The 26,286-nt window shown below is 71.5% G+C and carries 27 protein-coding genes; 17 read left to right on the forward strand and 10 right to left on the reverse strand.

From position 1 onward, the window contains the following. Window positions 1-66 precede the first annotated feature (66 nt). Window positions 67-660: a histidine phosphatase family protein gene (locus tag BFF78_RS33615; protein WP_069781888.1), complete on the forward strand. Its 594-nt coding sequence runs from the start codon at window positions 67-69 to the stop codon at window positions 658-660. Here the strand turns inward: BFF78_RS33615 and BFF78_RS33620 are convergent. Next, window positions 642-1,094, reverse strand: coding sequence for a DUF6314 family protein (locus BFF78_RS33620; RefSeq protein ID WP_069781889.1), 453 nt, complete (start codon window positions 1,092-1,094; stop codon window positions 642-644). The two genes, BFF78_RS33615 and BFF78_RS33620, sit on opposite strands and share 19 nt — an antisense overlap. Before the next feature lie 141 nt (window positions 1,095-1,235). Between BFF78_RS33620 and BFF78_RS33625 the strand changes: the two genes are divergently transcribed. The 8 genes from BFF78_RS33625 to BFF78_RS33660 all read left to right on the forward strand — a co-directional run bounded on the left by BFF78_RS33625 (window position 1,236) and on the right by BFF78_RS33660 (window position 8,015). Then, window positions 1,236-1,580 carry a GtrA family protein gene (locus tag BFF78_RS33625; RefSeq protein WP_069783968.1) on the forward strand — a complete coding sequence of 115 codons (345 nt, stop codon included), beginning with the start codon at window positions 1,236-1,238 and terminating at the stop codon, window positions 1,578-1,580. Window positions 1,581-1,637: 57 nt separating this feature from the next. Next, entirely contained in the window at window positions 1,638-2,666 is a 1,029-nt protein-coding gene (argC, locus tag BFF78_RS33630; protein WP_069781890.1) for an N-acetyl-gamma-glutamyl-phosphate reductase, read from the forward strand. A gap of 88 nt (window positions 2,667-2,754) precedes the next feature. Then, window positions 2,755-3,906, forward strand: a complete 1,152-nt coding sequence (gene argJ, locus BFF78_RS33635; protein WP_069781891.1) for a bifunctional glutamate N-acetyltransferase/amino-acid acetyltransferase ArgJ — start codon at window positions 2,755-2,757, stop codon at window positions 3,904-3,906. Continuing rightward, window positions 3,903-4,805, forward strand: a complete 903-nt coding sequence (argB, locus tag BFF78_RS33640; RefSeq protein WP_069781892.1) for an acetylglutamate kinase — start codon at window positions 3,903-3,905, stop codon at window positions 4,803-4,805. Before argJ ends, argB begins: the two co-directional genes overlap by 4 nt. Continuing rightward, window positions 4,802-6,007: an acetylornithine transaminase gene (locus tag BFF78_RS33645; protein WP_069781893.1), complete on the forward strand. Its 1,206-nt coding sequence runs from the start codon at window positions 4,802-4,804 to the stop codon at window positions 6,005-6,007. The genes argB and BFF78_RS33645 overlap by 4 nt, the downstream gene beginning before the upstream one ends. Window positions 6,008-6,014: 7 nt before the next feature. Continuing rightward, the gene (locus BFF78_RS33650) at window positions 6,015-6,560 is read left to right on the forward strand and encodes an arginine repressor (RefSeq protein ID WP_069781894.1); all 546 of its coding nucleotides are present in this window, start codon (window positions 6,015-6,017) and stop codon (window positions 6,558-6,560) included. Window positions 6,561-6,670: 110 nt separating this feature from the next. Continuing rightward, entirely contained in the window at window positions 6,671-7,258 is a 588-nt protein-coding gene (locus BFF78_RS33655; protein ID WP_069781895.1) for an RNA polymerase sigma factor, read from the forward strand. Further along, on the forward strand, window positions 7,248-8,015 hold the full coding sequence (locus BFF78_RS33660; RefSeq protein WP_069781896.1) for a hypothetical protein: 768 nt from the start codon (window positions 7,248-7,250) through the stop codon (window positions 8,013-8,015). Before BFF78_RS33655 ends, BFF78_RS33660 begins: the two co-directional genes overlap by 11 nt. 16 nt (window positions 8,016-8,031) lie before the next feature. Here the strand turns inward: BFF78_RS33660 and BFF78_RS33665 are convergent, their stop codons facing one another. The 6 genes from BFF78_RS33665 to BFF78_RS33690 all read right to left on the reverse strand — a co-directional run bounded on the left by BFF78_RS33665 (window position 8,032) and on the right by BFF78_RS33690 (window position 13,990). Continuing rightward, window positions 8,032-8,883, reverse strand: coding sequence for a serine/threonine-protein kinase (locus BFF78_RS33665; protein WP_069781897.1), 852 nt, complete (start codon window positions 8,881-8,883; stop codon window positions 8,032-8,034). A gap of 186 nt (window positions 8,884-9,069) precedes the next feature. Then, the gene (locus BFF78_RS33670; RefSeq protein ID WP_418346716.1) at window positions 9,070-9,873 is read right to left on the reverse strand and encodes an FAD:protein FMN transferase; all 804 of its coding nucleotides are present in this window, start codon (window positions 9,871-9,873) and stop codon (window positions 9,070-9,072) included. Next, complete coding sequence (locus BFF78_RS33675; protein WP_069781898.1) at window positions 9,866-10,645, reverse strand: FMN-binding protein; 780 nt, start codon at window positions 10,643-10,645, stop codon at window positions 9,866-9,868. Before BFF78_RS33675 ends, BFF78_RS33670 begins: the two co-directional genes overlap by 8 nt. Before the next feature lie 46 nt (window positions 10,646-10,691). Next, on the reverse strand, window positions 10,692-12,074 hold the full coding sequence (locus BFF78_RS33680) for a ferredoxin reductase family protein (protein ID WP_069781899.1): 1,383 nt from the start codon (window positions 12,072-12,074) through the stop codon (window positions 10,692-10,694). A 73-nt stretch (window positions 12,075-12,147) separates the two neighbouring features. Continuing rightward, on the reverse strand, window positions 12,148-12,618 hold the full coding sequence (locus BFF78_RS33685; protein WP_069781900.1) for an FMN-binding protein: 471 nt from the start codon (window positions 12,616-12,618) through the stop codon (window positions 12,148-12,150). A 19-nt stretch (window positions 12,619-12,637) separates the two neighbouring features. Further along, on the reverse strand, window positions 12,638-13,990 hold the full coding sequence (locus BFF78_RS33690) for a ferredoxin reductase family protein (protein ID WP_069781901.1): 1,353 nt from the start codon (window positions 13,988-13,990) through the stop codon (window positions 12,638-12,640). A gap of 209 nt (window positions 13,991-14,199) precedes the next feature. On the opposite strand from BFF78_RS33690, the gene BFF78_RS33695 reads away from it, so the two are divergent. Both BFF78_RS33695 and BFF78_RS33700 read left to right on the forward strand, forming a co-directional pair. After that, window positions 14,200-14,940 carry a response regulator transcription factor gene (locus BFF78_RS33695; protein WP_069781902.1) on the forward strand — a complete coding sequence of 247 codons (741 nt, stop codon included), beginning with the start codon at window positions 14,200-14,202 and terminating at the stop codon, window positions 14,938-14,940. Continuing rightward, window positions 14,937-16,421 (forward strand): sensor histidine kinase, encoded by a 1,485-nt coding sequence (locus BFF78_RS33700; RefSeq protein ID WP_227025981.1) that lies wholly within the window; start codon window positions 14,937-14,939, stop codon window positions 16,419-16,421. Before BFF78_RS33695 ends, BFF78_RS33700 begins: the two co-directional genes overlap by 4 nt. A gap of 5 nt (window positions 16,422-16,426) precedes the next feature. Here BFF78_RS33700 and BFF78_RS33705 read toward each other — a convergent pair whose 3' ends face one another. Together BFF78_RS33705 and BFF78_RS33710 are read right to left on the reverse strand one after the other, a co-directional pair. Further along, complete coding sequence (locus BFF78_RS33705) at window positions 16,427-17,131, reverse strand: L,D-transpeptidase family protein (protein ID WP_069781903.1); 705 nt, start codon at window positions 17,129-17,131, stop codon at window positions 16,427-16,429. A 3-nt stretch (window positions 17,132-17,134) separates the two neighbouring features. Beyond that, entirely contained in the window at window positions 17,135-17,722 is a 588-nt protein-coding gene (locus BFF78_RS33710) for a pyridoxamine 5'-phosphate oxidase family protein (RefSeq protein WP_069781904.1), read from the reverse strand. Between the two features lie 165 nt (window positions 17,723-17,887). On the opposite strand from BFF78_RS33710, the gene BFF78_RS33715 reads away from it, so the two are divergent. From BFF78_RS33715 to BFF78_RS33735, 5 genes are all read left to right on the forward strand, one after another. Continuing rightward, a complete protein-coding gene (locus BFF78_RS33715) occupies window positions 17,888-19,084 on the forward strand; it encodes an argininosuccinate synthase (RefSeq protein WP_069781905.1) in 1,197 nt (398 codons plus the stop codon). Window positions 19,085-19,133: 49 nt separating this feature from the next. Next, window positions 19,134-20,564: an argininosuccinate lyase gene (argH, locus tag BFF78_RS33720; protein ID WP_069781906.1), complete on the forward strand. Its 1,431-nt coding sequence runs from the start codon at window positions 19,134-19,136 to the stop codon at window positions 20,562-20,564. 194 nt (window positions 20,565-20,758) lie between these two features. Beyond that, window positions 20,759-21,730: an aldo/keto reductase gene (locus BFF78_RS33725; protein WP_069781907.1), complete on the forward strand. Its 972-nt coding sequence runs from the start codon at window positions 20,759-20,761 to the stop codon at window positions 21,728-21,730. An 83-nt stretch (window positions 21,731-21,813) separates the two neighbouring features. Continuing rightward, on the forward strand, window positions 21,814-22,362 hold the full coding sequence (locus BFF78_RS33730; protein ID WP_193433591.1) for a TetR/AcrR family transcriptional regulator: 549 nt from the start codon (window positions 21,814-21,816) through the stop codon (window positions 22,360-22,362). 22 nt (window positions 22,363-22,384) lie between these two features. Then, complete coding sequence (locus tag BFF78_RS33735; protein WP_069781908.1) at window positions 22,385-23,908, forward strand: MFS transporter; 1,524 nt, start codon at window positions 22,385-22,387, stop codon at window positions 23,906-23,908. 97 nt (window positions 23,909-24,005) lie between these two features. Here the strand turns inward: BFF78_RS33735 and BFF78_RS33740 are convergent, their stop codons facing one another. Next, entirely contained in the window at window positions 24,006-24,677 is a 672-nt protein-coding gene (locus tag BFF78_RS33740) for a lysophospholipid acyltransferase family protein (protein ID WP_069781909.1), read from the reverse strand. Window positions 24,678-25,039: 362 nt separating this feature from the next. Between BFF78_RS33740 and BFF78_RS33745 the strand changes: the two genes are divergently transcribed. Continuing rightward, window positions 25,040-26,215: a glycerophosphodiester phosphodiesterase gene (locus BFF78_RS33745; protein ID WP_069781910.1), complete on the forward strand. Its 1,176-nt coding sequence runs from the start codon at window positions 25,040-25,042 to the stop codon at window positions 26,213-26,215. Window positions 26,216-26,286 lie beyond the last annotated feature (71 nt).

Consider the following 26,286-nt stretch of genomic DNA (forward strand, 5'->3'; position numbering starts at 1 on the left):
CTCACCCCGGGTATCTCACAGGCGGTAGCCCTTGACCCGGGCACACGGGCGTCACACCATCACCGCATGCCACTGAAGGTCACGTTCGTCGCCCCCGCACGCAGCTCCCCGCTGCTCGCGGAGCGCTTCGACGACGACCGGCCGCTGGACCAGGCCGGCTGGGACGAGGTGCAACGCGCCGCCGGGGACCTGCTGCCGCTCGCGGCCGCCGAACTGCGCTACTGCTCGCCGACCCCGCGCAGCCGGGCCACCGGCGACGCGCTGGGGTACGCCCCGCTGGTCCAACTGGCGCTGCGGGACTGTGACATGGGCCGCTGGCGCGGGATGACCCTGGGTGAGGCGATGGCCCGCGAGCCGGAGGCGGTGGACGCCTGGCTCGCCGACCCGCGCGCCACCCCGCACGGCGGCGAGTCCCTGCTGGCCTTCATCTCCCGGGTCGGTGGCTGGCTGGACACCCGGCCGGCGGAGGACGGCGGCCGGATCGTCGCCGTCGCCGAGCCCGCCGTGATCCGCGCGGCCCTGGTCTACGTCCTGAAGGCGCCGCCCGCGAGCTACTGGAACATCGACGTGCGCCCGCTGTCCACGTCCACGGTCACCGGCCGCGCGGGCCGCTGGAACCTCCGTCTCGACGGGGGCCCGGCTCAGCCCTCGCGCACATAGTCGGTGGTCAGCACCAGATCCTTCGCCGGACCCCCGACCCGCCACACCGTGCGCCAGTGGTCGGCGTCCCGGACGGTGAACTCGCCCCGGTAGAGGTCGGCCGCGCACGGGTGGCCGGCGACGTACCGCCCCGAGGTCAGGTCCAGCTCGTGGAAGGGCCGCCCGTCCGCGAACCGCACGTCCGCCGTGCCCGGCGTGGGCCCCGGCAGAAACCGCAGCGTCCGTGTGGCGGGCCGGGCCACGCCCTGCCAGGTGAAGGTGCCGGACTCCTCGTGCAGCAGTCCTCCGCCGGGGAGCGGGCTGAAGACGGTCATTCCCGAGAAGCGGCCTTCGTCTCCGCTCGCCAGATCCCGCACGGTGCGCTGCACGCCCCAGCGCCCGGCGAGATGCGCCAGCACATCGGCGACCGGCCAGTACCGCGGCTGCACATCCATGGGTCGAGCTTACGAGCCGCCGGCTGCGACGACGTGCCTGTGCCCCGGCAACCGCCCGCTGCGCGCCGCCGTCTGGCTGGGTACGGGCTGCCTCTACCAGAAAGACCTCATTCCGTGAAGCGACAGATAGTGACCTTCGCCATGGTCGGTGTGGTCAACACCGCCGCCTATTACGGCCTTTACCTGCTGTTCCTGAACTGGCTGCCCTATCTCTTCGCGCACGTCCTCGCCTTCGTGATCAGTATGATCGGCTCCTTTTTCCTGAACGCGCGCTTCACCTACCGGATCAGGCCCACCTGGCGGAAGTTCCTGTTGTTCCCCCTGACGAACGTCACCAATTTCCTGGTCACGACGCTGGGCGTCTACGTCGTCGTCGATCTCCTCCATGCCGGCAGCCGCTTCGCCCCGCTGCTCGCCTCGGCGGCGGCGATCCCCGTCACCTTCGTCGTGTCCCGCTGGGTGATGCTGCCCAAGCAGATCGCATAATCCATTGCATAAAACTGCGGGGAAACGTATAGTCATGCCATCACGAGGAGGATGGACATGGCGGTACGTGCGGCGGTGGCCGGAGCGAGCGGATACGCGGGCGGTGAGGTCCTGCGCCTGCTCCTTGCGCACCCCGAGGCCGAGATCGGTGCCCTGACCGGGAACTCCAACGCGGGCCAGCGTCTCGGTGCGCTCCAGCCGCACCTGCTGCCGCTGGCCGACCGCGTGCTCACCGAGACCACGGCCGAGGCGCTCGCCGGGCACGACGTCGTCTTCCTCGCGCTGCCGCACGGGCAGTCCGCCGCCGTCGCCGAGCAGCTCGGCCCCGACGTCCTCGTCGTGGACATGGGCGCCGACTTCCGGCTGAAGGAGCCGGCCGACTGGGAGCGGTTCTACGGCTCGGAGCACGCCGGCACCTGGCCCTACGGCCTCCCCGAACTTCCGGGCGCCCGCGCCGCGCTGGAGGGGTCCAAGCGCATCGCGGTGCCCGGTTGCTACCCCACCGCCGTCACCCTCGCCCTGTTCCCGGCCTACGCCGCCGGACTCGCCGAGCCCGAGGCGGTGATCGTCGCCGCGTCCGGCACCTCCGGCGCGGGCAAGGCTCCCAAGCCGCATCTGCTCGGCAGCGAGGTCATGGGCTCCATGTCCCCGTACGGCGTCGGCGGCGGCCACCGGCACACCCCCGAGATGATCCAGAACCTCAGCGGGGTCGCCGGGGAGTCCGTGCGGGTCTCCTTCACGCCGACCCTCGCGCCGATGCCGCGCGGGATCCTCGCCACGTGCAGCGCGTCCGCGAAGGCAGGCGTCACCGCCGAGTCGCTCCGCGCCGCCTACGAGAAGGCCTACGCCGACGAGCCCTTCGTCCATCTCCTCCCCGAGGGCCGGTGGCCCGCGACGGCGTCCGTCTGCGGTTCCAACGCCGTTCAGGTGCAGGTCGCGTACGACGAGGCCGTGGGCCGCATCATCGCGATCAGCGCCGTCGACAACCTGACCAAGGGCACCGCCGGCGGTGCCGTCCAGAGCATGAACCTCGCCCTGGGGCTCGACGAGACCACCGGGCTTTCCACGATCGGAGTCGCACCGTGAGCGACGCACGTGCAGCCGCCGGGCCGCAGACAGCGACGAAAGCCGCACTGGTGCGCTGCACGGGCGGAGAAGCGAACAAGGAGATGCAGTGAGTGTCACGGCAGCCAAGGGATTCACGGCGGCGGGGATCGCCGCCGGGATCAAGGAGAACGGCAACCCCGACCTGGCCCTCGTGGTCAACAACGGGCCCCGCCGTGCCGCCGCGGGCGTCTTCACCTCCAATCGTGTGAAGGCCGCGCCGGTGCTGTGGTCCGAGCAGGTCCTCAAGAGCGGCCAGGTCTCCGCGGTCGTCCTCAACTCGGGCGGCGCCAACGCCTGTACGGGTCCGAAGGGCTTCCAGGACACCCACGCCACCGCCGAGAAGGTGGCCGAGGTGCTCGGCCGGGGCGCCATCGAGGTCGCCGTCTGCTCCACCGGGCTCATCGGTGTCCTGCTGCCCATGGACAAGCTCCTGCCCGGCGTCGAGACGGCCGCCGCGCAGCTGTCCGAGCACGGCGGCGAGAAGGCCGCCATCGCCATCAAGACCACCGACACCGTGCACAAGACGTCCGTCGTCACCAGGGACGGCTGGACGGTCGGCGGCATGGCCAAGGGCGCCGGCATGCTCGCCCCCGGCCTCGCCACCATGCTGGTCGTCCTCACCACGGACGCGGAGCTGGACAGCGACGTACTGGACCAGGCGCTGAAGGCGGCCACGAAGGTCACCTTCGACCGGGTCGACTCCGACGGCTGCATGTCCACCAACGACACCGTGCTGCTGCTCGCCTCCGGTGCCTGCGGCATCACCCCCGAGTACGCCGAGTTCGCCGAGGCCGTGACGCGGGTCTGCGACGACCTCGGCCGGCAGCTGATCGGCGACGCCGAGGGCGCCAGCAAGGACATCAAGGTCGAGGTGATCAACGCGGCGAGCGAGGCGGACGCCGTCGAGGTGGGCCGTTCCATCGCCCGCAACAACCTCCTCAAGTGCGCGATCCACGGCGAGGACCCCAACTGGGGCCGCGTGCTCTCCGCGATCGGCACCACGAAGGCCGCCTTCGAGCCCGACCAGCTGAACGTCGCCATCAACGGCGTGTGGGTGTGCAAGAACGGCAGCGTCGGCGAGGACCGCGAGCTGGTCGACATGCGCTACCGCGAGGTGCACATCGTCGCCGACCTGGCCGCGGGCGCCGAAACCGCGACGATCTGGACCAACGACCTCACCGCCGACTACGTCCACGAGAACAGCGCCTACTCATCATGACCACGACGCGGAAACACACGGCTCTCCCCAAGGCCCAGATCCTCATCGAGGCGCTGCCCTGGCTGGTCCGGCACAACGGCAAGACCGTCGTCATCAAGTTCGGCGGCAACGCCATGATCGACGAGGAGCTGAAGGCCGCGTTCGCGCAGGACGTGGTGTTCCTGCACCACGCCGGCCTCAAGCCCGTCGTGGTCCACGGCGGCGGCCCGCAGATCAGCGCCGCCCTCGACAGGCACGGCATCGTCAGCGAGTTCAAGGCCGGCCTGCGCGTCACCACCGAGGACGCCATGGACGTCGTACGGATGGTGCTCGCGGGGCAGGTGCAGCGTGAACTGGTCGGGCTGCTCAACCGGCACGGGCCGCTCGCCGTCGGCCTGACCGGCGAGGACGCGCACACCATCACCGCCACCAGGCACCAGCCCGAGATCGACGGCGAACGGGTCGACATCGGCCGGGTCGGTGAGATCACCGCGATCGACACCGGAGCGATCGAGGCGCTGCTCGCCGACGGCCGTATCCCGGTGGTGTCGTCGATCGCCCGCGCCGAGGACGACGGACACGTCTACAACGTCAACGCCGATACGGCCGCCGCCGCCCTCGCCGCGGCACTGGGCGCCGAGACCCTCATGGTCCTCACCGACGTCGAGGGCCTCTACGAGGACTGGCCGAACTCCGACGAGGTGATCAGCCGCCTCACCGCTTCCCAACTGGAGAAGCTGCTGCCGGAGTTGAGCTCCGGAATGGTGCCGAAGATGGAGGGCTGCCTGCACGCCGTGCGAGGCGGTGTGACGACCGCCCGCGTCATCGACGGCCGCGTCCAGCACTCGATCCTGCTGGAGATCTTCACCGACGAAGGCATCGGCACCATGGTCGTGCCCGACGAAGAGGGGGAGTCATGAGCAACCAGGACCTGACCCGGCGCTGGCAGGGCGCGCTCATGAACAACTACGGCACCCCACGCCTGCCCCTCGTCCGGGGCGAGGGCGTGAAGGTATGGGACACCGAGGGCCGGGAGTACTACGACTTCGTCGGCGGTATCGCCGCCAACGCCCTCGGCCACGCCCACCCGGCGATCGTCGAGGCCGTGGGCAGGCAGATCGGGCAGCTCGGCCACATCTCCAACCTCTTCATGGCCGAGCCCACCGTCGCCCTCGCCGAACGGCTGCTCCAGCTCTTCGGCCGGGAGGGCCGGGTCTTCTTCTGCAACTCCGGCGCCGAGGCCAACGAGGCCGCGTTCAAGATCGGCCGGCTCACCGGGCGCACCCACATGGTCGCCACCGACGGCGGCTTCCACGGCCGTACGATGGGCGCCCTCGCGCTCACCGGCCAGCCCGCCAAGCAGGACCCCTTCCGGCCGCTGCCCGGCGATGTCACCCATGTGCCCTACGGCGACGCGCAGGCGCTGGCGGCGGCCGTCACCGAGGAGACGGCGCTCGTCGTCATCGAGCCGGTCCAGGGCGAGAACGGCGTGGTGGTGCCGCCGGCCGACTATCTGAAGGCCGCGCGGGCGATCACCGCCGCCACCGGTGCGCTGCTGGTCCTGGACGAGGTGCAGACCGGCGTCGGCCGCACCGGGACCTGGTTCGAGTACCAGGCCCACGAAGGTGTGCTGCCGGATGTCGTCACCCTCGCCAAGCAGCTCGGCGGCGGACTGCCGCTCGGCGCGACCGTGGCCTTCGGCCGGGCCGCCGAACTGTTCCACCCCGGCCACCACGGGACCACCTTCGGCGGCAACCCGGTCGCCTGCGCCGCCGGGCTCGCCGTGCTCGACACCATCGAGGGCGAAGGCCTGCTGGAGAACGTCAAGCGGCAGAGCGAGCAGCTGCGCGAGGGAATCGAGGGTCTCGGCCACCCGCTGATCGATTATGTACGGGGTGCCGGTCTGCTCCTGGGTATCGTGCTCACCGGGCCGCACGCACCTCAGGTGCAGCAGGCGGCCCAGGAGGCCGGGTTCCTGGTGAACGCGCCCGCTCCCGACGTCGTACGGCTCATGCCTCCGCTGAACCTGGGCGACGACGAGGTGGGTGCCTTCCTCCGGGCGCTGCCCGGCATCCTCGGCGCAGCGAACCCAGCGGATGGGGACGGACGATCCGGAGAATGAGACGACGATGAGCGAGGCGCAGGACCACGAGCAGGCGGGGGGCGCGGGCCCTGCCGTGCCGCAGACCCGCACCGCACGGCACCGCCGGATCGTGGACATCCTCAACCGGCAGCCGGTGCGGTCCCAGAGCCAGTTGGCCAAGCTGCTCGCCGACGACGGGCTGAGCGTCACCCAGGCGACGCTCTCCCGGGACCTCGACGAGCTGAACGCGGTGAAGATCCGCAACACCGACGGCGAGCTGATCTACGCGGTGCCCAGCGAGGGCGGTTTCCGCACGCCCCGCGCTCCGCTCGGGGAGTCGGCGAAGGAGGAGCGCATGCGGCGCCTCTCCCAGGAACTGCTGATCTCCGCGGAGGCTTCGGCGAATCTGGTGGTCCTGCGTACGCCGCCGGGTGCGGCCCAGTTCCTGGCCTCGGCCATCGACCAGGCGGAACTCCACGACATTCTCGGCACCATCGCCGGTGACGACACGCTGCTGCTGATCAGCCGGGATCCGAGCGGCGGACAGGCCCTGGCGGACCATCTGCTGAGGCTGGCGCAGAACGGGCACTGAGCCCGCATGCGGCACCCCGCGCGTCGGCGGAGAATGGGAATGTGATCTTCCGCGGCGGGCGGGCAGGTGGCCGGGCAATCCCCTGGCGGTCGTCGACCGTATACAGAAGTGTGTCGGGTTTCCGGTTCCCCGTGGGCCGCCTCCCGGACGAGGCTCTGCTGTCCGGGCTGGCCACCGGTGATCCGGAACTCGCGGTCGTCTTCGTACGAAGATTCCAGCACCGGGTCTTCGGAGTCGCCATGGCCGTGACCCGTGACAAGCAACTCGCCGAGGACGTCGCACAGTTGACGTTCGAGCGGGCGTGGCGGCATGCCCAGGTCTACGACTCCCGGCGCGGCTCGGTCGCCACCTGGCTGTCCACCATCGCGCACAACCTCGCCGTCGACGCCCTCCGGGCACGGCGGACCGAGCCGATGGCTCCCGAGGACCTGGACGACCTCGTCGGCGTCGTCACCGAGACCCCCGAGGAGTGGGCGCTGGCCGACGAGACCTCCTCCCAGCTGCGGGCCGCCGTGGCGCGGCTGCCCCGGGAACAGGCCCGGGCCCTGGTGATGGCGGGCATCTACGGAATGACGGCCCAGCAGATCGCCGACGCGGAGGAGATCCCGCTCGGCACCGCCAAGACCCGGATCAGGGCCGCCATGACGAAACTGCGCACCACACTCGCGGCTCCGAAGCGAGGCGACCATGTCCAGTGATGCCAACTGCGACAAGCTGCGCGAGATCGGCGCCGAGCTGGCGCTGGGCGTGCTGCCCGGCCGGGAGCGCGCCGAGGCGATGGCTCATCTGGACCGGTGCGCGGACTGCCGCGAGTACGTCCGCCAGCTCACCCTGGTCGGCGACAGGCTGATCGGCCTGCTGCCGGACCGCGCGCCACCGCCCGGGTTCGAGACCCGCGTGGCGCGCAGGCTGGCCGAGCATGCCTCGGCGGACGAGGGCCTCGTGGGCGCATCCGGTCGCGCGTTCCGGACCCTGCGCGGGCGGGCCCGCCGGGCCCGGCTGCGGCTCGCGGCCGTCGCCACCGCGCTCGTCGTCTCCGTCGGGTTCGCCGGCTGGGCGATCGGCACCGCCGTCGAGCAGGTCGTCGCCTCGATCGCTCCCGCCACCACGTCCGAGCCCATGCTGGTCGGGGAGATGACCGCGACCGCGACCGGCGGCCCGACCGTCGGCGAGGTGTACGCCCACCCCGGAACCCCCGGCTGGATCTTCGTGTCCGTCGATCTCGCCGGCCCGCACGCCTCGTACACCGGCAAGGTCACCTGTCTCCTGGAGCATTCCGACGGCACGACCGTGCGCGTCGGCGACTTCCCCCTGGTCGGCGGGCACGGCGGGTGGGGTGTGACCGCGCCCGGCGACCTCTCGACCCTCTCCGGCGCCCGGCTGACAGCACCCGACGGCACCGTTCTCGCCAGGGCCCACCTGCAGCAGGGCCACGTCGTCGAACCGCAGGTGTGAGCCGGGCCCGTCCGGCTCAGGGGCGCTGCGGCAGGGTCCTCTCCAGGGCGGAGGCCAGCTCGGCGACCGTGGGCCGTGCCGCCGGGTCGGGCCGCAGACAGCCGTCCACGGCGGCGGCGAGCGCGGCCGGCAGCCGCCGCCGGGAGGCGATCGGGGGGGCGGGCTCCACCGTCTGCGGACAGCGGTCGTCCGTGCCGTCGCCGCCGTGGTCGGCCGAGTCCGCCCTCTCCCCGCAGTCGAACGGCGCCTGACCGCATGCGACCTCGAACAGCGTGACGCCGATGCCCCAGACGTCGGCGGCGGCGGTGAGCGGTCCGCCGCGGGCCTGCTCCGGAGCGAGGTAGCAGCACGTGCCCACCCCGGCGGGCGCGGGTCCGGGCGGCCGGGCGACGCTCAGGTCCAGCACCTTGGCATGACCGCGCTCCACCACCACGTTGGACGGTTTGAGCTCCAGGTGCAGCAGACCCCGGCCATGGAGGTAGTGCACCGCCGAACACATCTGCACGCCGAGCAGCGCCACATCGGCGGCGGCCGGCCGCCGCCGCAACCGGTGCACGAGGTGGGACAGCGTCTCACCGGTCAGCGTCTCCGGGACGACGAGCGGCTCGGGCGACTCGACGGTCTCGTACCCCCGGACCAGATGCGGATGGCTGAACTCCCGCAGCCACCGGCCCTCCCGCAGCAGCCGCTCGCCCAGCCCCGCCTCGCCCCGCAGGTCCGGTCGCACCACCTTGATCACACACCGGCAGGCCCGCTCCTCGCTCCACGCGTCGTACACGTCGAGCCAGCCGGTGCGCGCGGCCGTGGTCGTGATCGTGGCCGTGGTGGTGACTGTGGTGGCCGTGGTGCTGCGAGGTGTCCTTCCCATGGTCACGGCGCTTGGCAGGCAGCAGACCGCTGAACATAGCCATGGCGTTCCTCCCGAAACTCGCTGTACTCGGGATACGTCCCGGGGCAGGAATCGGATGGCTCTCCGGCGAGAAAGTCGCCCTGAAAAACCGTTTCTGAAAAGCCGCCCCGAAAACTCGCTCGGAAAGTCGCCGTCAGCCCAGCCTCAGCCCAGCCTCGCCGCCAGCCCCCCGGTGCACCGCACCTCGTCGCCGGCGGTGATCAGCAGGCCCTCCACGTCCGGGAGGGACTCCAGCCAGGCCAGCCCGGCCCGCGAGCCCATCGCGAACGCCGCCGTGGCCCAGCAGTCCACCCAGGTCAGACGGGGACCCACCACGGTCACGGCGACCAGGTCCGACACCGCCGACTTCCCGGTCCGCGGATCCACGATGTGTGCGCCCCGCTCGGCCGTGCCCGAGGTCGCCACCGACAGCTCCTCCACCCCCGCCGACGAGATCACCGCGGCCAGGCCCCCCGGCCGCAGCGGATCCGCCACCCCCACCCGCCACGGCCGCTGCGGCTCCGGCGTGCCGAGCAACTGGACGTCCCCGCCCCCGTTGACGCTCACCCCGCTCACCCCGGCCACCCCCGCCAGCAGCCGCGCCGCCCGCTCGGCGGCCCAGCCCTTGACGATGCCGGTGGGATCCAGCGAGCCCTGGTAACGCGTGCTGAACCAGCCTTCGCTGACCCGCTCCGCCTCGGCCGCGAGGTCCAGCACCTCCGCCACCTCGGGCACGCACCCGGCCACGGTCAGCTCACCCCGGGCCAGCCGGGAGACCTCGCTGTCCTCGCGGTAGGTGCTGAAGACCGCGTCCGCCCGGTGCAGACCGGCGACGGCCTCGGCCAGCGTCGCCCGCACCGCACCGGGTTCCCCGCCGCGGACGTCGAAGGAGAAGACGGTCCCCATGACCTCCTCCGCATGACGCACCGCGGCGGGAGCCTCAGCCGACTCGGCCACCGTGTCAGCCACCGGCCTGGTCCAGCGCCGACTGCAGGGACTGCTGGTAGCCGGTGCTGGTGTAGGTGGCGCCGGAGACGGCGTCGATCTTCGCGCTGCCGGCCGTGACGGCCTCCTGGTTGAGCTTGGGCACGGCCAGCGCGGTCTTCTGGTCGCTGAGTCCGCCCTTGGGCGCCTGCACGGCATCCGCCCTGGTGATCTTGCCACCGGCGACCGTGATCCGCACCTGCACCGGGCCGTACTGCGTCTGCGCGACCTTCCCGGTGACCGTACGCGCCTGCGCCGCACCGGAAGAGGAACCGGACGAAGAACCGGTGGAGGACCCAGCGGAGGACCCGGTGGAGCTTCCCGCGGACGTCTTCACCTTGTCCAGCGCCGACTGCAGCGACTTCTTGTAGCCCGTGCTCGTGTACGTCGCCCCGGACACCGCGTCGATCTGCGCGCTCTGCGCCGCGACGGCCTCCTGGTTGAGCTTGGGGACGGCCAGCGCGGTCTTCTGGTCGCTGAGTCCGCCCTTGGGCGCCTGCACGGCCTCGGCCTTCGTGACCTTGCCCTTGCTGACGGTCAGCCGCACCTGCACCGTGCCGTACTGCGTCGGCGTCGCGTCACCGGTGACCGTGCCGGCCTGCGCACCGGCCGCCTGGGTACCGCCCTGCGGCGACTCCTGCGCTCCGGCCGTCGCCTGCGGGGCCGTGCCCGCCGCCGACGCCGCGGCCGGACCGGACGCCGGCTTCAGCGACAGCAGCAGCACGACACCGGACACGGTCGCGGCGGTGGTCAGCATGACCCGCCGAATGGGGTGGCTCTTCCTCATCTCGTACAGCTCCCGCTCACATCTCGAACGACTCGTGATGGATACGGCGGGCGGGGACCCCCGCGCCGCGCAGTGCCTCGTACACCGACTGCGCGAACCCGGCCGGGCCGCACATGAAGACGTCGTGCCGCTCGACGTCCGGGATCTTCTTCCGGAGGTTCTCCGCGGAGATGTCCGGCCGCTCCCCGTCCGGGCTGTTGACCGCGTACATCAGCCGGGCGCCCCGCTCGTCGGCGATCTTCGCCAGCTCGTCCCACAGCGCCAGGTCCTGAGTGCTGTTGGCCCGGTAGAGCAGGGTGATGTCACCGGCCGCCCCGGGCAGCGTCTCGAACAGCGCCCGCATCGGCGTGATCCCGACCCCGCCCGCGATCAGCAGCACCTTGCCCCGGCTGCGGCGCTGGGCGGTCATCGCGCCGTACGGACCCTCCGCCCACACCCGGGTGCCGGGCGTCAGCTCCCGCAGCCGCGCGCTGTGGTCGCCGATCGCCTTCACCGTGATCCGCAGCATGTCCGGACGGGGCGCCGCCGAGAGCGAGTACGGATGCGAGCTGAACCGCATCCCGGGCGCGAGGAACCGCCAGCGGAAGAACTGGCCCGCCTCCGCGCCCATCCGGTGCAGCCTCCGCCCGCCGATCAGCACCGACACGATGCCCGGCGTCTCCTCGATGACCGCCTCCACCCGCATCCGGTGTGTGAGGTTCAGCCGGATCGGGGTGAGGATGCGGTACCAGATCACGAGCGCGGTGACGGCGCCGTACAGGCCGTACCAGAAGGTCTTCGCCATGGGCTCGACCGCGAAGTCGTTGCCGGTGGTGATCTGGTGCCAGAACGTCAGGAACACCGCCGCGTACGTCAGCAGGTGGACGTGGTACCAGGTGTCGTACGGCATCCGGCGGCGGATCACGCCGATCGACGTCAGCCCGATCAGCACGAACAGACCCGTGCCGATGGCGGCCTTGCCCATGTCGGGCAGCTGGTTGATGGAGTCGATGGTCTGCTGCACGATGTCGCCCAGCGACTTGCCCGCCTGCAGCGCGTACCCCCACATGGTGAGGAAGACGTGCGCCACGATCAGGCAGAGCGTGTACCGGCCGCTCATCGCGTGCCAGCGGGCCACCCGGTCCGAGCCGACCCGGCGCTCCAGCGCCGGCACGCGCGCCATCTGCAGCACGACCAGCGCCATCAGATAGCCGGCCAGCAGGCCGGTGATCCGGCCCGCGTTGAGGATTCTGCTGTTGTCGTCGGCGACGGACGGTGTGTTGTGCCACCAGAGCCACAGCACGGCCGCCGCGCCCGCCCCGACGGCGAGCAGCAGCGGTACGGCCGGGGAGCGGCGCGGGCGGATGCGGCGCATCGTCTGTCGGCGGGCGGCACGTCCGCCTGCGAGCGTGGTGGTCACGGTTCCTCCGGGGGGACTTGACCGTCGGCCCTCAGATACGTGCCGCATGCGCCGAGTGTTCAGAGCCGGTGCCTCACAGTCCCGCCGAGTCCAGCGCGGACTGCAGGGACCGCTGGTAGCCGGTGCTGGTGTACGTGGCGCCCGAGACCATGTCGATGTCCGCGCTCTGCGCGGCCAGCGCCTCCCGCCGCAGCTGGGGGAGGGCGTAGCCGTTGATCTCCTGGTCGCGCGGGTTGTCCCGCGGGTACTGCACGGCCGTCACGTCCGTGAGCCTGCCGCTCTTGACCGTCACCCGCACCTGGACCGGGCCCCAGCGGGTCCGCACGGTGTCGCCGGTGACGGTCCTGCCGACCGTCCCCGGGCCCGAGGTGGCACCGCCGGACGGAGCCGAACTGCTCGACACCGAAGGCGACTTGGTGTCCGCCGTGGCCGGCGTGGGGCTCGTGTGCGGCTTCAGCGACAGCAGCAGCACCATCGCGGAGACCGTGGCGGCACCGGCCGGCACGATGCGGCGCAGGGGGCGGTTCTTCTTCAGGGCATGCACGTGGTCCGCCTCACAGCTCTCACAGTTCGAACGACTCGTGGTGGATACGGCGGTCCGGGACCCCGGCCGCCCGCAGCGCCTCGTACACGTCCCGTGCGAAGCCGTGCGGCCCGCAGATGTAGACGTCGTGGCCGGCGAGGCCCGGGAAGGTCGCCCGCAGCGACTCCGCCGTCAGGGGCGGGCGCTCGCCCCGGGGACCGTTCAGCGCGTACAGCACCTGCGCGCCGCGCCGGCGGGCGATCGCCTCCAGCTCCTGGCCGAGCGCCAGATCCTCGGCACGGCGTGCCCGGTACAGCAGCGTGACCTCGCCGGGCAGGGTCTCGAACAGCGCCCGCAGCGGGGTGACGCCGACGCCGGCCGCGATCAGCAGGGAGCGGTGGCCGGTGGCCCGGTCGGCGGTCAGCGCGCCGTACGGGCCCTCCGCCCACACCCGGGTGCCGGGCCGCAGCCGGGCGACGGCCGCGCTGTGGTCGCCGAGCGCCTTGACCGTGATGCGCATCAGATCCGGGCGCGGCGGGGCCGACAGGGAGTACGGCGTCGACGTCCAGCGCATGCCGTCGCCGAGGAACCGCCAGCGGAAGAACTGCCCCGGCCGCGCCCCCAGCTCATCCAGGTGCCGTCCGCGTACGACGACCGAGTACACACCCGGCGCCTCCGTGTGAACCGAGTCCACATGCAGCCGGTGGCGCCGGTTGAGGCGGACCGGGGCGAGGATCCGGAACCACAGCACCAGGGCCGCGACGCCCAGGTACAGCGTGTACCAGACGGCGGTCGCGACCGGCTTGCCGTTGAACTCGTTCCCCAGCGTCAGCTGGTGGAAGAAGGCCAGGAACACGGCCGCGTACGTCAGCAGGTGGACGTAGTACCAGAATTCGTGACTCGTGCGGAGGCGCACGGCACGGGCCGAGGTGATCCCGACCGCGAAGAGGATCAGCGTGCCGGTGCCGGCCTTGAGCATGTCCGGGTAGTCCAGCACGACCGTCACCGTCTCGTGCCAGAGCGAGGCCCGGTCCTGGGCGGCGTACCCGGCGAGGATCAGCACGATGTGGGCGACGAGCAGGCAGACCGTGTACCGGCCGGCCATCGCGTGCCAGCGCGCCACCCGGTCCGAGCCGATCCGCCTCTCCAGCAGCGGCACCCGCGCCATCAGGCCGACCAGCACCGCGCAGGCGTACCCGCACAGCAGCCCGGCCATCCGCCCGGCGCCGGTCAGCCAGCCCGCCGTACCCGCCACCGACCCGGTCTCCGCCCACCAGAGCGCGACCGCGGCCGCGGCCCCGCCCCACAGCAGCGCCAGCACCGGCCCGGCGGGTGAGCGCCGTGCGGTCACGGGCCCGGGCGGGGCCTCCCGCCGCGCATCCACGGTGGTCATCGGTCACCGTCCCTTCGTCCTCGGTACCGGGCCACTGTGCGGGCCGAAGCTCTCAGGAACCTTTGAACAACCCCCTGACCAGGCCCTTCGAGAGCGGACTCAGAGGCGGTCCACAGCCGGCGTTGAGCGGACGGCGACGCTTCTCAGAGAAAACTCAGAGCGCAGGCGGTACGCCCTACCCCGCCATCCGGGTGATGCTGGTAGGCGCGATGAACACCACCCGTTCCGGCCGCCCGGCCCTCACCCGACCCGACGGCACCCCGCTGCGCGTCCTCGTCGTCGACGACGACCCCGACCTGGCGGAGGTGCTCACCGGCGCCCTGCGCTACGAGGGCTGGGAGGTGCGTGCGGCCGGCGACGGCGCCTCGGCCGTGGCCGGCGCCCGCGAGCTGCTGCCCGACGCCGTCGTCCTGGACGTGATGCTCCCGGACACCGACGGCTTCGCCGTACTGCGCCGGCTGCACGAGGTGAAGCCCGACGTCTGTGTGCTGTTCCTCACGGCCCGGGACGCGGTCGAGGACCGGATCGCCGGGATCACCGCGGGCGGCGACGACTACGTCACCAAGCCCTTCAGCCTGGAGGAGGTCGTCGCCCGGCTGCGCGGCCTGCTGCGCCGGGCGGGTATGGCCCGCCGGCCGGCCGAGGGGCCACGGCTGATCGTCGGCGACCTGGTCATGGACGAGGAGGCCCGCGAGGTCACCCGGGCCGGCGACCTGATCGACCTCTCGCCCACGGAGTTCGAACTCCTGCGCTTCCTCATGCGCAACCCGCGCCGCGTGCTCAGCAAGGCACAGATCCTCGACCGGGTCTGGTCCTACGACTTCGGCGGCCGGGCCCATGTCGTCGAGCTGTACATCTCCTACCTGCGCAAGAAGCTCGACGCGGGCCGGGAGCCCATGATCCACACGGTGCGCGGAGCCGGCTACGTCCTCAAACCGGTGGCCAAGTGAGCCGCCCGCACATCCGCGGACGCCTGGCCCGGCTGCCCCGGCCCCGCACCCTGCGCGCCCGGCTCACCGTCGGCCTGGTGGTGCTGCTGGCGGTCAGCTGCGCGGCCGTGGGCCTGGCGGCGGTGGTGGAGCTGAACGGCTTCCTCACCCAGCGCCTGGACGAGCAGCTCGTCCAGGTCGGCACCCGGTTCCCGGAGAGCCTGGAGCGGGGCGGCAAGCTGCCCGACGACCACGACGGGGACGAGCACGGGGACACCCGCCGGATGGCCACCGGCACCTTCGGCGCCCGCCTGCTGAACGGCACGCTCACCCACAAGGGGCTCATCCGCTCCGGCGACCCGGCGGCGGACCTGAACGTCGACCTGACCGCGCAGGACGCCGCACGGCTGGCCCGGGTACCGGCCGACGGCCGTCCGCACACCGTCGAACTCTCGGCCCTGGACGACTACCGGGTCGTCGCCACCGCCGGCCGGGACGGGGACGTGCTGATCGTCGGCCTGCCGCTGGAGCCGGTGCAGGCCACGGTCCACCGGCTGGAACTGGTCGCCGGTGTCGTCTTCGGCCTCGCACTCGTGGTGACCGGCGTGGCCGGCGCCTTCTGGGTGCGCTGGTCCCTGCGCCCCCTCAGCCGGGTCGCCGCCACCGCCACCCGGGTCAGCGAGCTGCCGCTGGCCAGCGGCGAGGTGGCGCTGCCGCCACGCGCTCCGGACCCCGACCCGGGCAGCGAGGTCGGCCGGGTGGCCGCCGCCTTCAACCGCATGCTGGGCCATGTCGAGGGCGCGCTGACCAAACGCCAGGCGAGCGAGGAGCGGCTGCGCCGTTTCGCCGCCGACGCCAGCCACGAGCTGCGTACCCCGGTCGCCTCGGTCCGGGGCCACGCCGAACTGGCCCTGCTCCACCCCGGCCCGGTGCCGCCGGAGGTGACCCGCGCCCTGCACCGCATCTCGGCCGAGTCCGCCCGCATGGGCGAGATGGTCGACGACCTGCTCCTGCTCGCCCGTCTCGACGCGGGCCGCCCGCTGGAACGCCATCCCGTCGACCTGACCCACCTGGTCCTCGACGCGGTCACCGATGCCCGTGCCACCGGCCCCGGCCACCGCTGGACCCTGGACCTCCCCGAGGACCCGGTGACGGTCCCGGGCGACGCCCACCGCCTCCAACAGGTGTTGGCCAACCTATTGGCCAACGCGCGTTTGCACACACCCGTTGACACCAAGGTCACCGTGACCCTGGAAGCCGGTACCGACTCGGCCCGCCTCTGCGTCCACGACGACGGCCCAGGCGTCCCCGAAGGGATCCAGCCGACCGTCTTCGAGCGTTTCACCCGCGCCGAACACCGCCGCCGCGCGGATGCGTCCGGCGCCGGGGCGGGGCTGGGCCTGTCGATCGTGGCGGCGGTGGTGGAGGCGCACGCAGGGAGTGTGGAATTGGAGAGCGGACCGGGATCCACGACGTTCACGGTGCGGCTTCCGGCGAGCTGAGCCCCTCAGTACCGGGTGACGGCGGTGGGTCCGTCCACCGTCCCGATGGCCATGTGCGGCTTCCGCTCCGGCTCCGCCCACTGCAGGATCCGCAGCATCGCGTCCTCCGGCACCGACACACACCCGGCCGTCGCCGCCTGTCCGTTCACATGGAGGAAGATCCCGGCTCCGCGCCCGCGTACGGGCTGGTCGTAGTTGAAGCCGATGACGAGCCCGTACGCGTACTGCGTCGAGTAGGAGATGAGGTGCTCCGACTCGGAGCCGCGGCAGTCGGCGGGCAGCGGATCCACCCAACGGTTGTACGCCGCCGAGTCGTTGTCCTCGCACCACCAGGAACTCTCCTTCACCGCCCGGTACTCGACGCTCGTCCCGCTCGGCGCGGCCTTGATCCCGAAGCCGAAGGGGAGGCCGTACAAGCCGGTCGGTGTCGTGTTCGTCCCCTGCTGCCGCGAGGCCCCCTCCACCAGCCCGTTCGCCCCGAACCGCGCCGGTGCCGTACCGGCTTGCACCCACTGCCCGTCCTTCAGGTCCCACCAGGTGAGCGTGCCCGATGTCGAGCCGGTGTCCGGTGCCTGAGCGGTGATCAGCTGGCTGCCTCCGCCGGTGTCCGCCATCCGGGCGGGCAGCGGCTCGGACGCGGGGCCCGGTGCGAGGCCGAGCAGGGCGAACGAGGACGCGGACACGAGGGCGAGCACGACAGCGGGGCGCATGGCTCAGACGGTAGACGGGGGAAGCGGCAACGGCAGCCCGGGTAGTCCGTCCAGGCTCGTCGCGACGTGCTCCTTCTTCTCGAAGTAGGCGCTCAGCGAGGCGTCGTCCTCCCGCGCGAACCGCTTCCCGTGCAGGTCACGGTCGTTCTCGTACGCCATGTAGGGGACGGCGTACCCGCAGGTGTCCCGGATCAGTTCCGCGTGTACGACGATGACGGCGCGCAGTCCGTGCGCGCTGGGGTCGATGTCCGGGAAATGGGCGATCAGCTCCTTGAAGCGCGGGCCGTCCCGGAAGACCGGCTCGCCCCGGCCGTGCACCCGCACGATGTTCGGCGGGCCCTGGAAGGCGCACCACATCAGGGTGATCCGCCCGTTCTCCCTCAGGTGCGCGATGGTCTCCGCATTGGACCCGGCGAAGTCGAGGTAGGCCACGGTCAGTTCGTCGAGCACGGCGAAGGAGCCCTTGAGGCCCTTGGGGGAGAGGTTGACCGTGCCGTCGCCGGACAGGGGGGCGGTCGCGGTGAAGAAGAGGGGTTGCTCCTCGATGAACGTCCGGAGCCTGCCGTCGATGCGTTCATAGGTCTTTCCCATGTCCAAGGATTATCGAGGCAATTCATTCGCCTGTCTAACGAATTCGCGCACGAGCCCATCGTCCGGCCCGCCCGGTGTCGGCGTTCACCCCGACCCTCGATTGACGAATCATGCAGAACTCTGCATACTCATGCATGACGGCAAGTGCAGTGTGAGGAGAAACCCGTGACCGAGCGCGTCGTACTCGCCTATTCGGGCGGTCTGGACACCTCCGTCGCCATCGGCTGGATCGCCGAGGAGACGGGCGCCGAGGTCATCGCCGTCGCGGTGGACGTCGGCCAGGGCGGCGAGGACCTGGACGTCATCCGCAAGCGCGCCCTCGCCTGCGGGGCCGTCGAGGCCGAAGTGGCCGACGCCAAGGACGAGTTCGCCGACGAGTACTGCCTCCCGGCGATCAAGGCCAACGCCCTCTACATGGACCGCTACCCGCTGGTCTCCGCCCTCTCCCGGCCGGCGATCGTCAAGCACCTGGTCGCCGCCGCAAAGAAGCACGGCGCCACCACCGTCGCCCACGGCTGCACCGGCAAGGGCAACGACCAGGTCCGCTTCGAGGCCGGCATCGTCGCCCTCGCGCCCGACCTGAAGTGCATCGCCCCGGTCCGGGACTACGCGATGACCCGGGACAAGGCGATCGCCTTCTGCGAGGCCAAGCAGCTCCCGATCGCCACCACCAAGAAGTCCCCGTACTCCATCGACCAGAACGTCTTCGGGCGCGCCGTCGAGACGGGCTTCCTGGAGGACATCTGGAACGCCCCGATCGAGGACATCTACGAGTACACGGCCAATCCGGCGGAGCCCCGCGACGCCGACGAGGTGATCATCACCTTCAAGGAGGGCGTCCCGGTCGCCGTCGACGGCAAGCCTGTCACCGTCCTGCAGGCCGTCCAGCAGCTCAACGAGCGCGCCGGCGCCCAGGGCATCGGCCGGATCGACATGGTCGAGGACCGCCTCGTCGGCATCAAGTCCCGCGAGGTCTACGAGGCTCCCGGCGCGATCGCCCTGATCACCGCCCACCAGGAGCTGGAGAACGTCACCGTCGAGCGCGAACTCGCCCGCTACAAGCGGCAGGTCGAGCAGCGCTGGGGCGAACTCGTCTACGACGGCCAGTGGTTCTCCCCGCTCAAGCGCGCCCTGGACGGCTTCATCGACGAGGCCAGCCAGCACGTGACCGGCGACATCCGGATGACCCTGCACGGCGGCCGGGCGGTCGTCACCGGCCGCCGCTCCGAGTCCTCGCTCTACGACTTCAACCTCGCCACCTACGACACCGGCGACACCTTCGACCAGGCGGCGGCCAAGGGATTCATCGACATCTACAGCCTGTCGTCGAAGATCGCCGCCCGGCGCGATCTGCAGGCATAGCCTGACGCACACCTCGCCCGACCGACCCACTTCCCTAGGAGCAGCGCAAGTGAGCAGCAACAGCGGTGACGTACGGCTCTGGGGCGGCCGTTTCGCCGACGGTCCCGCCGAGGCCCTGGCGAAGCTGTCCGCGTCCGTCCACTTCGACTGGCGGCTCGCGCCGTACGACATCGCCGGTTCGCGGGCCCACGCGCGCGTGCTGCACAAGGCCGGGCTGCTCACCGAGGACGAGCTGACCCGCATGATCGCCGGGCTCGACCAACTGGAGGCCGACGTGGCCTCCGGCGCCTTCGTCGGCACGATCGCCGACGAGGACGTCCACACCGCCCTCGAGCGCGGCCTGCTGGAGCGCCTCGGCCCCGACCTCGGCGGCAAACTGCGCGCGGGCCGGTCGAGGAACGACCAGGTGGCGACCCTGTTCCGGATGTACCTGAGGGATCACGCCCGGACGATCGGCGGCCTGATCGCCGGTCTCCAGGACGCCCTGATCGGCCTCGCCGAGGCCCACCCGGACGTCGCGATGCCCGGCCGCACCCATCTCCAGCACGCCCAGCCGGTGCTCTTCGCCCACCACGTCCTCGCGCACGTCCAGTCCCTGTCCCGGGACGCCGAACGCCTGCGCCAGTGGGACGAGCGCACGGCGGTGTCGCCGTACGGCTCCGGTGCCCTCGCCGGCTCCTCCCTGGGCCTGGACCCGGAGGCGGTCGCCCAGGACCTCGGCTTCGAGCACGGCAGCGTCGGCAACTCGATCGACGGCACTGCCTCCCGGGACTTCGTCGCGGAGTTCGCCTTCATCACCGCGATGATCGGCGTGAACCTCTCCCGGATCGCCGAGGAGATCATCATCTGGAACACGAAGGAGTTCTCCTTCGTGACCCTGCACGACGCGTTCTCCACGGGCTCGTCGATCATGCCGCAGAAGAAGAACCCGGACATCGCCGAGCTGGCCCGCGGCAAGTCGGGTCGTCTGATCGGCAACCTGACGGGTCTGCTGGCCACCCTCAAGGCCCTGCCCCTCGCCTACAACCGCGACCTCCAGGAGGACAAGGAGCCGGTCTTCGACTCCTGTGACCAGCTGGAGGTCCTGCTGCCCGCCTTCACCGGCATGATCGCCACGCTGACCGTCAACCGCGCGCGCATGGAGGAACTGGCCCCGGCCGGCTTCTCCCTCGCCACCGACATCGCCGAGTGGCTGGTCAAGCAGGGCGTCCCGTTCCGCGTGGCGCACGAGGTCGCCGGCGAGTGCGTCAAGGTCGCCGAGGCCGAGGGCAAGGAACTGGACGAGCTCACGGACGAGCAGTTCGCGAAGATCTCCGCCCACCTCACCCCCGAGGTGCGTACGGTCCTGAACGTGCCGGGCGCTCTCGCCTCCCGCAACGGACGGGGCGGCACGGCCCCGAGCGCGGTCGCCGTACAGCTCGCGGAGGTCAAGGCCGACGTGGCGGCGCAGCACGAGTGGGCGACGGCCAGGCAGGCCTGACCAACCGCAGGAGAGCGGAAAGGGCCCGGACACCCCCGTCCGGGCCCTTCGTGCCGCCCTGGAGCGCGAGACGTACACGACACCTTGCCGAATCCCGCCTTCGAGCCGCGTTGCGTCAGCGCGGGCTGAACCGCGGGGTGCTGGGTAGATTGGTGCGCGATACCCGCCCTCAGCCGATCGTGCAGGGAGCCGCCATGCCGTTCAGCCGCCTGGCCGCCGCGACCACACCCACCGCGCACCTCGGACTCGGTCTCGCCGCCGTCGGCCGTCCGGGCTACATCAACCTCGGCCGGGAGGAGGACCTCCCGGCCGAGCGCACCGCGGACGCCCTGCGCACCCGGACCCACGAACTCCTCGACGCCGCCTATGCCCAAGGCGTGCGCTACTTCGACGTCGCCCGCTCCTACGGCCGCTCGGAGGAGTTCCTCGCCGACTGGCTGAACGCCCGGCCCGACATCGATGACGTGGTCGTCGGCAGCAAGTGGGGCTACACCTACACCGCCGGCTGGTCGGCGGACGCCGAGACGCACGAGGTCAAGGACCACAGCCTCGCCGCGTACGAGCGGCAGCGCGCCGAGACCGACGCGCTGCTCGGCGACCGACTGGACCTCTACCAGATCCACTCGCTGACCCCGGACAGCCCGGCCCTCACCGACAAGGACCTGCACGCCCGGCTCGCCGAGGCCGCCGCCCAGGGCCTGAGCATCGGCTTCTCCACCAGCGGCCCCGCCCAGGCCGACACCGTCCGCGCCGCCCTGGAGATCACCGCAGACGGCGAGCCCCTCTTCCGTACCGTCCAGTCGACGTACAACGTGCTCGAAAAATCGGCCGCGGCCGCGCTCGCCGAGGCGCACGACGCCGGGCTCACCGTGATCGTCAAGGAGGGCATGGCCAACGGCCGGCTGGCCGCCCCGCACGCCCCGGCGGAACTGAGGGCCGTCGCCGAGGAGACCGGCCTCGGCTGCGACGCCGTCGCCCTCGCCTGGATCCTGCGCCAGCCCTGGGCCGGCGTCGTGCTCTCCGGCGCCGCGACGGTCGCCCAGCTCGTCTCCAACCTCCACGCTCCCGCGGTCGACCTCGACGCGGACCAGCTGACCCGCCTCGCCACGCTCACCGAGGACCCGCACGCCTACTGGGACCGGCGCGGGCAGCTGCCCTGGCACTGATCCACACCGCTGCTGATCAGCGAGAATGAGCCACGCATGCCCACCGTGAGACAATGATGTCTCACATGCTCTATGATTGTCTCATGGCTCTCGACCGTGACCAGGTGCTGCGCAGCGCGGCCGCCCTGCTGACCCGTAAGTCCACCGCGACCATGGACGAGGTCGCCAGGGCCGCCGGGATCAGCCGGGCCACGCTGCACCGCCACTTCGCCGGGCGCGACGCGCTCGTACGGGCCCTGGAGGCGCTCGGCATCGAGGAGTGCGAGGCGGCGCTGGCGGCGGCCCGGGTGGACGAGGGCCCGGCGGGCGAGGCCGTCCACCGCCTGGTCCGCGCCATCGAGCCCTCGGCCGGCCTGCTCGCCTTCCTCTACACCGAGAACCAGCTGTTCGAGGGCGAGCAGCAGAACCAGGGCTGGGCCCGCATCGACGAACGCCTCACGGCCCTGTTCCGGCGCGGCCAGGAAAGCGGCGAGTTCCGCATCGACCTCACGCCCGCCTGGCTCACCGAGGCGCTGTACGGCCTGCTGGCCTCCGGCGCCTGGGCGGTGGCGGAGGGCCGGGTGGCTGCCAAGGACTTCACCTACATGATCGTCGAGCTGCTGCTCGGCGGCGCACGACGTACGAACGCGTAAGACGCGTAAGAAGAGAGGAATCATGACCAGCACCCTGCAGCCGGCTCGTGCGGCGGAGGTGGAGAAGCGCCCTGGCCGCTGGCTCGCGCTCTCCGTCCTCGTCCTGGCCGTGCTGCTGGTGGCCGTCGACGCCACCGTCCTCGGCCTGGCGACCCCCTACATCAGCGAAGACCTGGCCCCCTCCGGCATCCAGCTGCTGTGGATCGGCGACGTCTACTCCTTCGTCATCGCCGGTCTGCTGGTCTCCATGGGCAGCCTCGGCGACCGCATCGGCCGCAAGCGGATCCTGCTCGGCGGTGCCACCGCGTTCGGCGCGATATCCGTGCTCAACGCCTACGCCACGACACCCGAACTGATGATCCTGGCACGGGCGTTGCTCGGTGTCGCGGGTGCGACCCTGATGCCCGCCACCCTCGCCCTGATCCGTAACCTCTTCCACGACCCGCGCGAGCGCAGCCTCGCCGTCGGCATCTGGGGCGCGACGGCCTCCGCCGGTACGGCGGTCGGCCCCATCGCGGGCGGTTTCCTGCTCGAACACTTCTGGTGGGGCTCGGTCTTCCTCATCAACCTGCCCGTGATGGCGGTCCTGGTCCTGGTCGGCATCCGTACTCTGCCCGAGTCCCGCAATCCGGACCCCGGCCCCTGGGACCTGATCAGCGTCCTCCTGTCCCTGGTCGGCATGATCGGCGTCGTATACGCCGTCAAGGAGGCGGCGACCCACGGGTTCACCGGTCCTACGCTCGCCGCGGGCCTGCTGGGGGCGGCCGCGCTCTACGGCTTCGTCCACCGGCAGCTCACCATGCCGACCCCGCTGCTGGACATGCGGCTGTTCAGGCGCCGCGGCTTCAGCGGGGCGGTCCTCGCCGACCTGCTGACCGTGCTCGGCATGTCCGGCCTGGTGTTCTTCCTCTCCCAGTACCTGCAACTCGTCCAGGGCAGGCGCCCGTTCGAGGCCGGACTCGCCGAACTGCCCGCCGCGGTCGGCGCGGTGGCGGCCGGCCTGATCGCGGGCGGCGCGGCCCGCCGCTTCTCGGTCCGCGCCGTGGTCTCGGGCGGCCTCGCCGCGGTGGGCCTCGCCTTGGCCGCGCTGACCACGGTGGGCGTGTCGACGGGCTACCCGGTCCTCGGCGCGGCACTGCTGGTCGTCGGCATCGGCGCCGGGTTCTCCTTCACCGTGACGGCCGACGTCATTCTGTCCAGCGTGCCCAAGGAGCAGGCGGGCGCCGCCTCGGCGGTCTCCGAGACGGCGTACGAACTGGGCGCGGCCCTGGGCATCGCCCTGCTGGGCTCGATCGTGACGGGCACCTACCGCGACTTCACGGGTCCGGCGGGAACGCCGGCGACGGCTCATGAATCACTGGGCGCGGCCGTGGAGGCGGCAACGAAGATGCCCCCGCACACGGCCCAGCAGATGCTGGACGCGGCCCGCGAATCCTTCGTCCACGGCCTCCACCTGGCCTCGGGCGCGGGAGCAGCGGTCCTGCTGGGGACGGCGGCGGCGGCATGGTTCTTGCTGAGGGGCCAAAAACTGGAAAGCGCCGGGTGAGGTGAGTACGTAAGGGGCGCGGGCAACTGCGCGACCAGCCCCCACGCACCCGCACCTGAAAACGCACCCGCATCCACCGGCCGAACTGCCGGCGGCGCTACGCGGCCTTCGCCTTCGTGGCGTACATGTCCACGTACTCCTGCCCGGACAGCCGCATCACCTCGGCCATCACGGAGTCCGTGACGGCCCGCAGCACATACCGGTCCCGATCCATCCCCTCGTACCGGGAGAACTCCATCGCCTCACCGAAACGAACCGTCACCTTGCCCGGCCGCGGAATCCCGGCTCCCCCCGGCTGCAGCTTGTCCGTGCCGATCATGGCGAACGGAACGACCGGCGCCCCGGTCATCAGCGTCAGCCGCGCGATACCGGTGCGCCCCCGGTACAGCCGCCCGTCGGGCGACCGCGTGCCCTCGGGGTAGATCCCGAAGACCTTCCCCTCCTCCAGGATCCGGCGCCCGGTCATCAGCGCGGCCACACCCCCGCTCGCGCCGTCCCGGTCCACCGGGATCATGCCGACGCCGGTGAAGAACCACGCCATCAGCCGGCCCTTGACGCCCTTGCCGGTGACGTACTCGTCCTTGCCGATGAAGAACACCTGCCGCTTGGTGACGAGCGGCAGCACGATCGAGTCGATGAACGTGAGGTGGTTGCCGGCGAGGATGACCGGACCGTCCCCCGGGATGTGCTCCACGCCCTCCACCTGTGGGCGGAACATCAGGCGCATGATCGGTCCGAGCACTGCCTTGATGAGCGCGAAGCGGGACAACGGGTCCTCCGATGCCGAGGGTCGATATGAGTCTGTGCAGGTGAGGACATTACTCGCGGCCCTGGGCCCCGCGCACATCGGGTACGGCCGGTTCACCGAGGTCTTACGAAGTGTTGACGCGGGTTTACCTGCGGTGACGTCGCGGGGACGCGCCGTAACCCTGCTGTGACGGTGTGACGGAGATCGCGCGAAGCCCTCACCCACTCGGCTGCCGCCCCGGCCGGCGATGCGACGGGCCGTCACCACTCGCCTCCCACAGGACATACGGCGTCACCCGGGCGTTCTGTCGAGGGACTCCCTTCGGTCATGTGTGCGCCCCTACGATCGGCCCGCACTCACGAGCGGACGGCAGGAGGGCGCTGATGGGCAGCGACCAGGCGAACGAGAAGACTCAGGGCACCGGGCGGCGGGCGATCCTCGGCGCGGCGGTGTTCGGCGCGAGCGGAGCGGTCCTCGGGCTGCCGGGCGTGGCCGAGGCCGCCGAGACCGGGACGGCCGGCCGGACCGGCCGGGGGCTGAAGGGCCTGCCGGTGCCGACGATCATCGGCCACCGCGGTGCCAGCGGCTACCGCCCCGAGCACACCTTCGGCTCGTACAACCTGGCGCTCGACCTGGGTGCCGACGTCGTCGAGGCCGGGGACCTGGTGCCCACCAAGGACGGCCATCTCGTCTGCCGGCACGAGCCGGAGATCGGCGGCACCACGGACGTCGCCGCGCACCCGGAGTTCGCCGACCGCAAGACCACCAAGATGCTGGACGGGGTCGCCACCACCGGCTGGTTCACCGAGGACTTCACGCTCGCCGAGCTGAAGACCCTGCGCGCCGTCGAGCGCATCCCGGCCAACCGGCCGCACAACACCCTCTACAACGGGCGCTGGGAGATACCCACGTTCGAAGAGGTCCTGAAGTGGCAGGACGAGCAGACCCGCAAGCGCGGCAAGCAGGTCTGGATCTACCCAGAGACCAAGCACCCCACGTACTTCCGCAAGCTCGGCCTGGGCCTGGAGGAGCGGGTCGCCAAGCTGCTGCGCAAGTACGGCAAGGACGGCCGGAACTCGCCCGTCATCCTGCAGTCCTTCGAGCCGACCAGCATCCAGAAGCTGAACCAGCTGGTCGACAACCCGCTCGTCGTACTGCTGTCCTCGGCGGACAGCCGCCCGTACGACTTCGTGGACGCGGGCGACCCGCGCACGGTCGCCGACCTGATCACCCCCAAGGGCCTGCGGGAGATCGCCGGCTACGCCCAGGGCATCGGTCCGACTCTCGACCTGGTCATCCCGAAGGACGCGAACGGCCGCCTCACCCAGCCGACCACCCTGGTCGGCGACGCGCACAAGGTGGGCCTGATCCTGCACCCGTACACCATGCGCAACGAGAACCCGTTCCTCCCGGCCGAGTACCGCAAGGGCAGCGCCGCCGACGGCTACGGCGACCCCTTCGGCGCCTTCAAGACGTACTTCGCGACCGGTATCGACGGCGTCTTCACCGACAACGCCGACACCGGCGTGCTCGCCCGCGCCGACTTCCTGGCGGGCTGACCGCGTCAACCCACCGGTCTCCCGCGCACCCCGTTCGGGGTGACTCCACGCCGCCCCGGCAACCTGTGTCC

This window comes from Streptomyces fodineus (assembly GCF_001735805.1).
Taxonomy (GTDB): domain Bacteria; phylum Actinomycetota; class Actinomycetes; order Streptomycetales; family Streptomycetaceae; genus Streptomyces; species Streptomyces fodineus.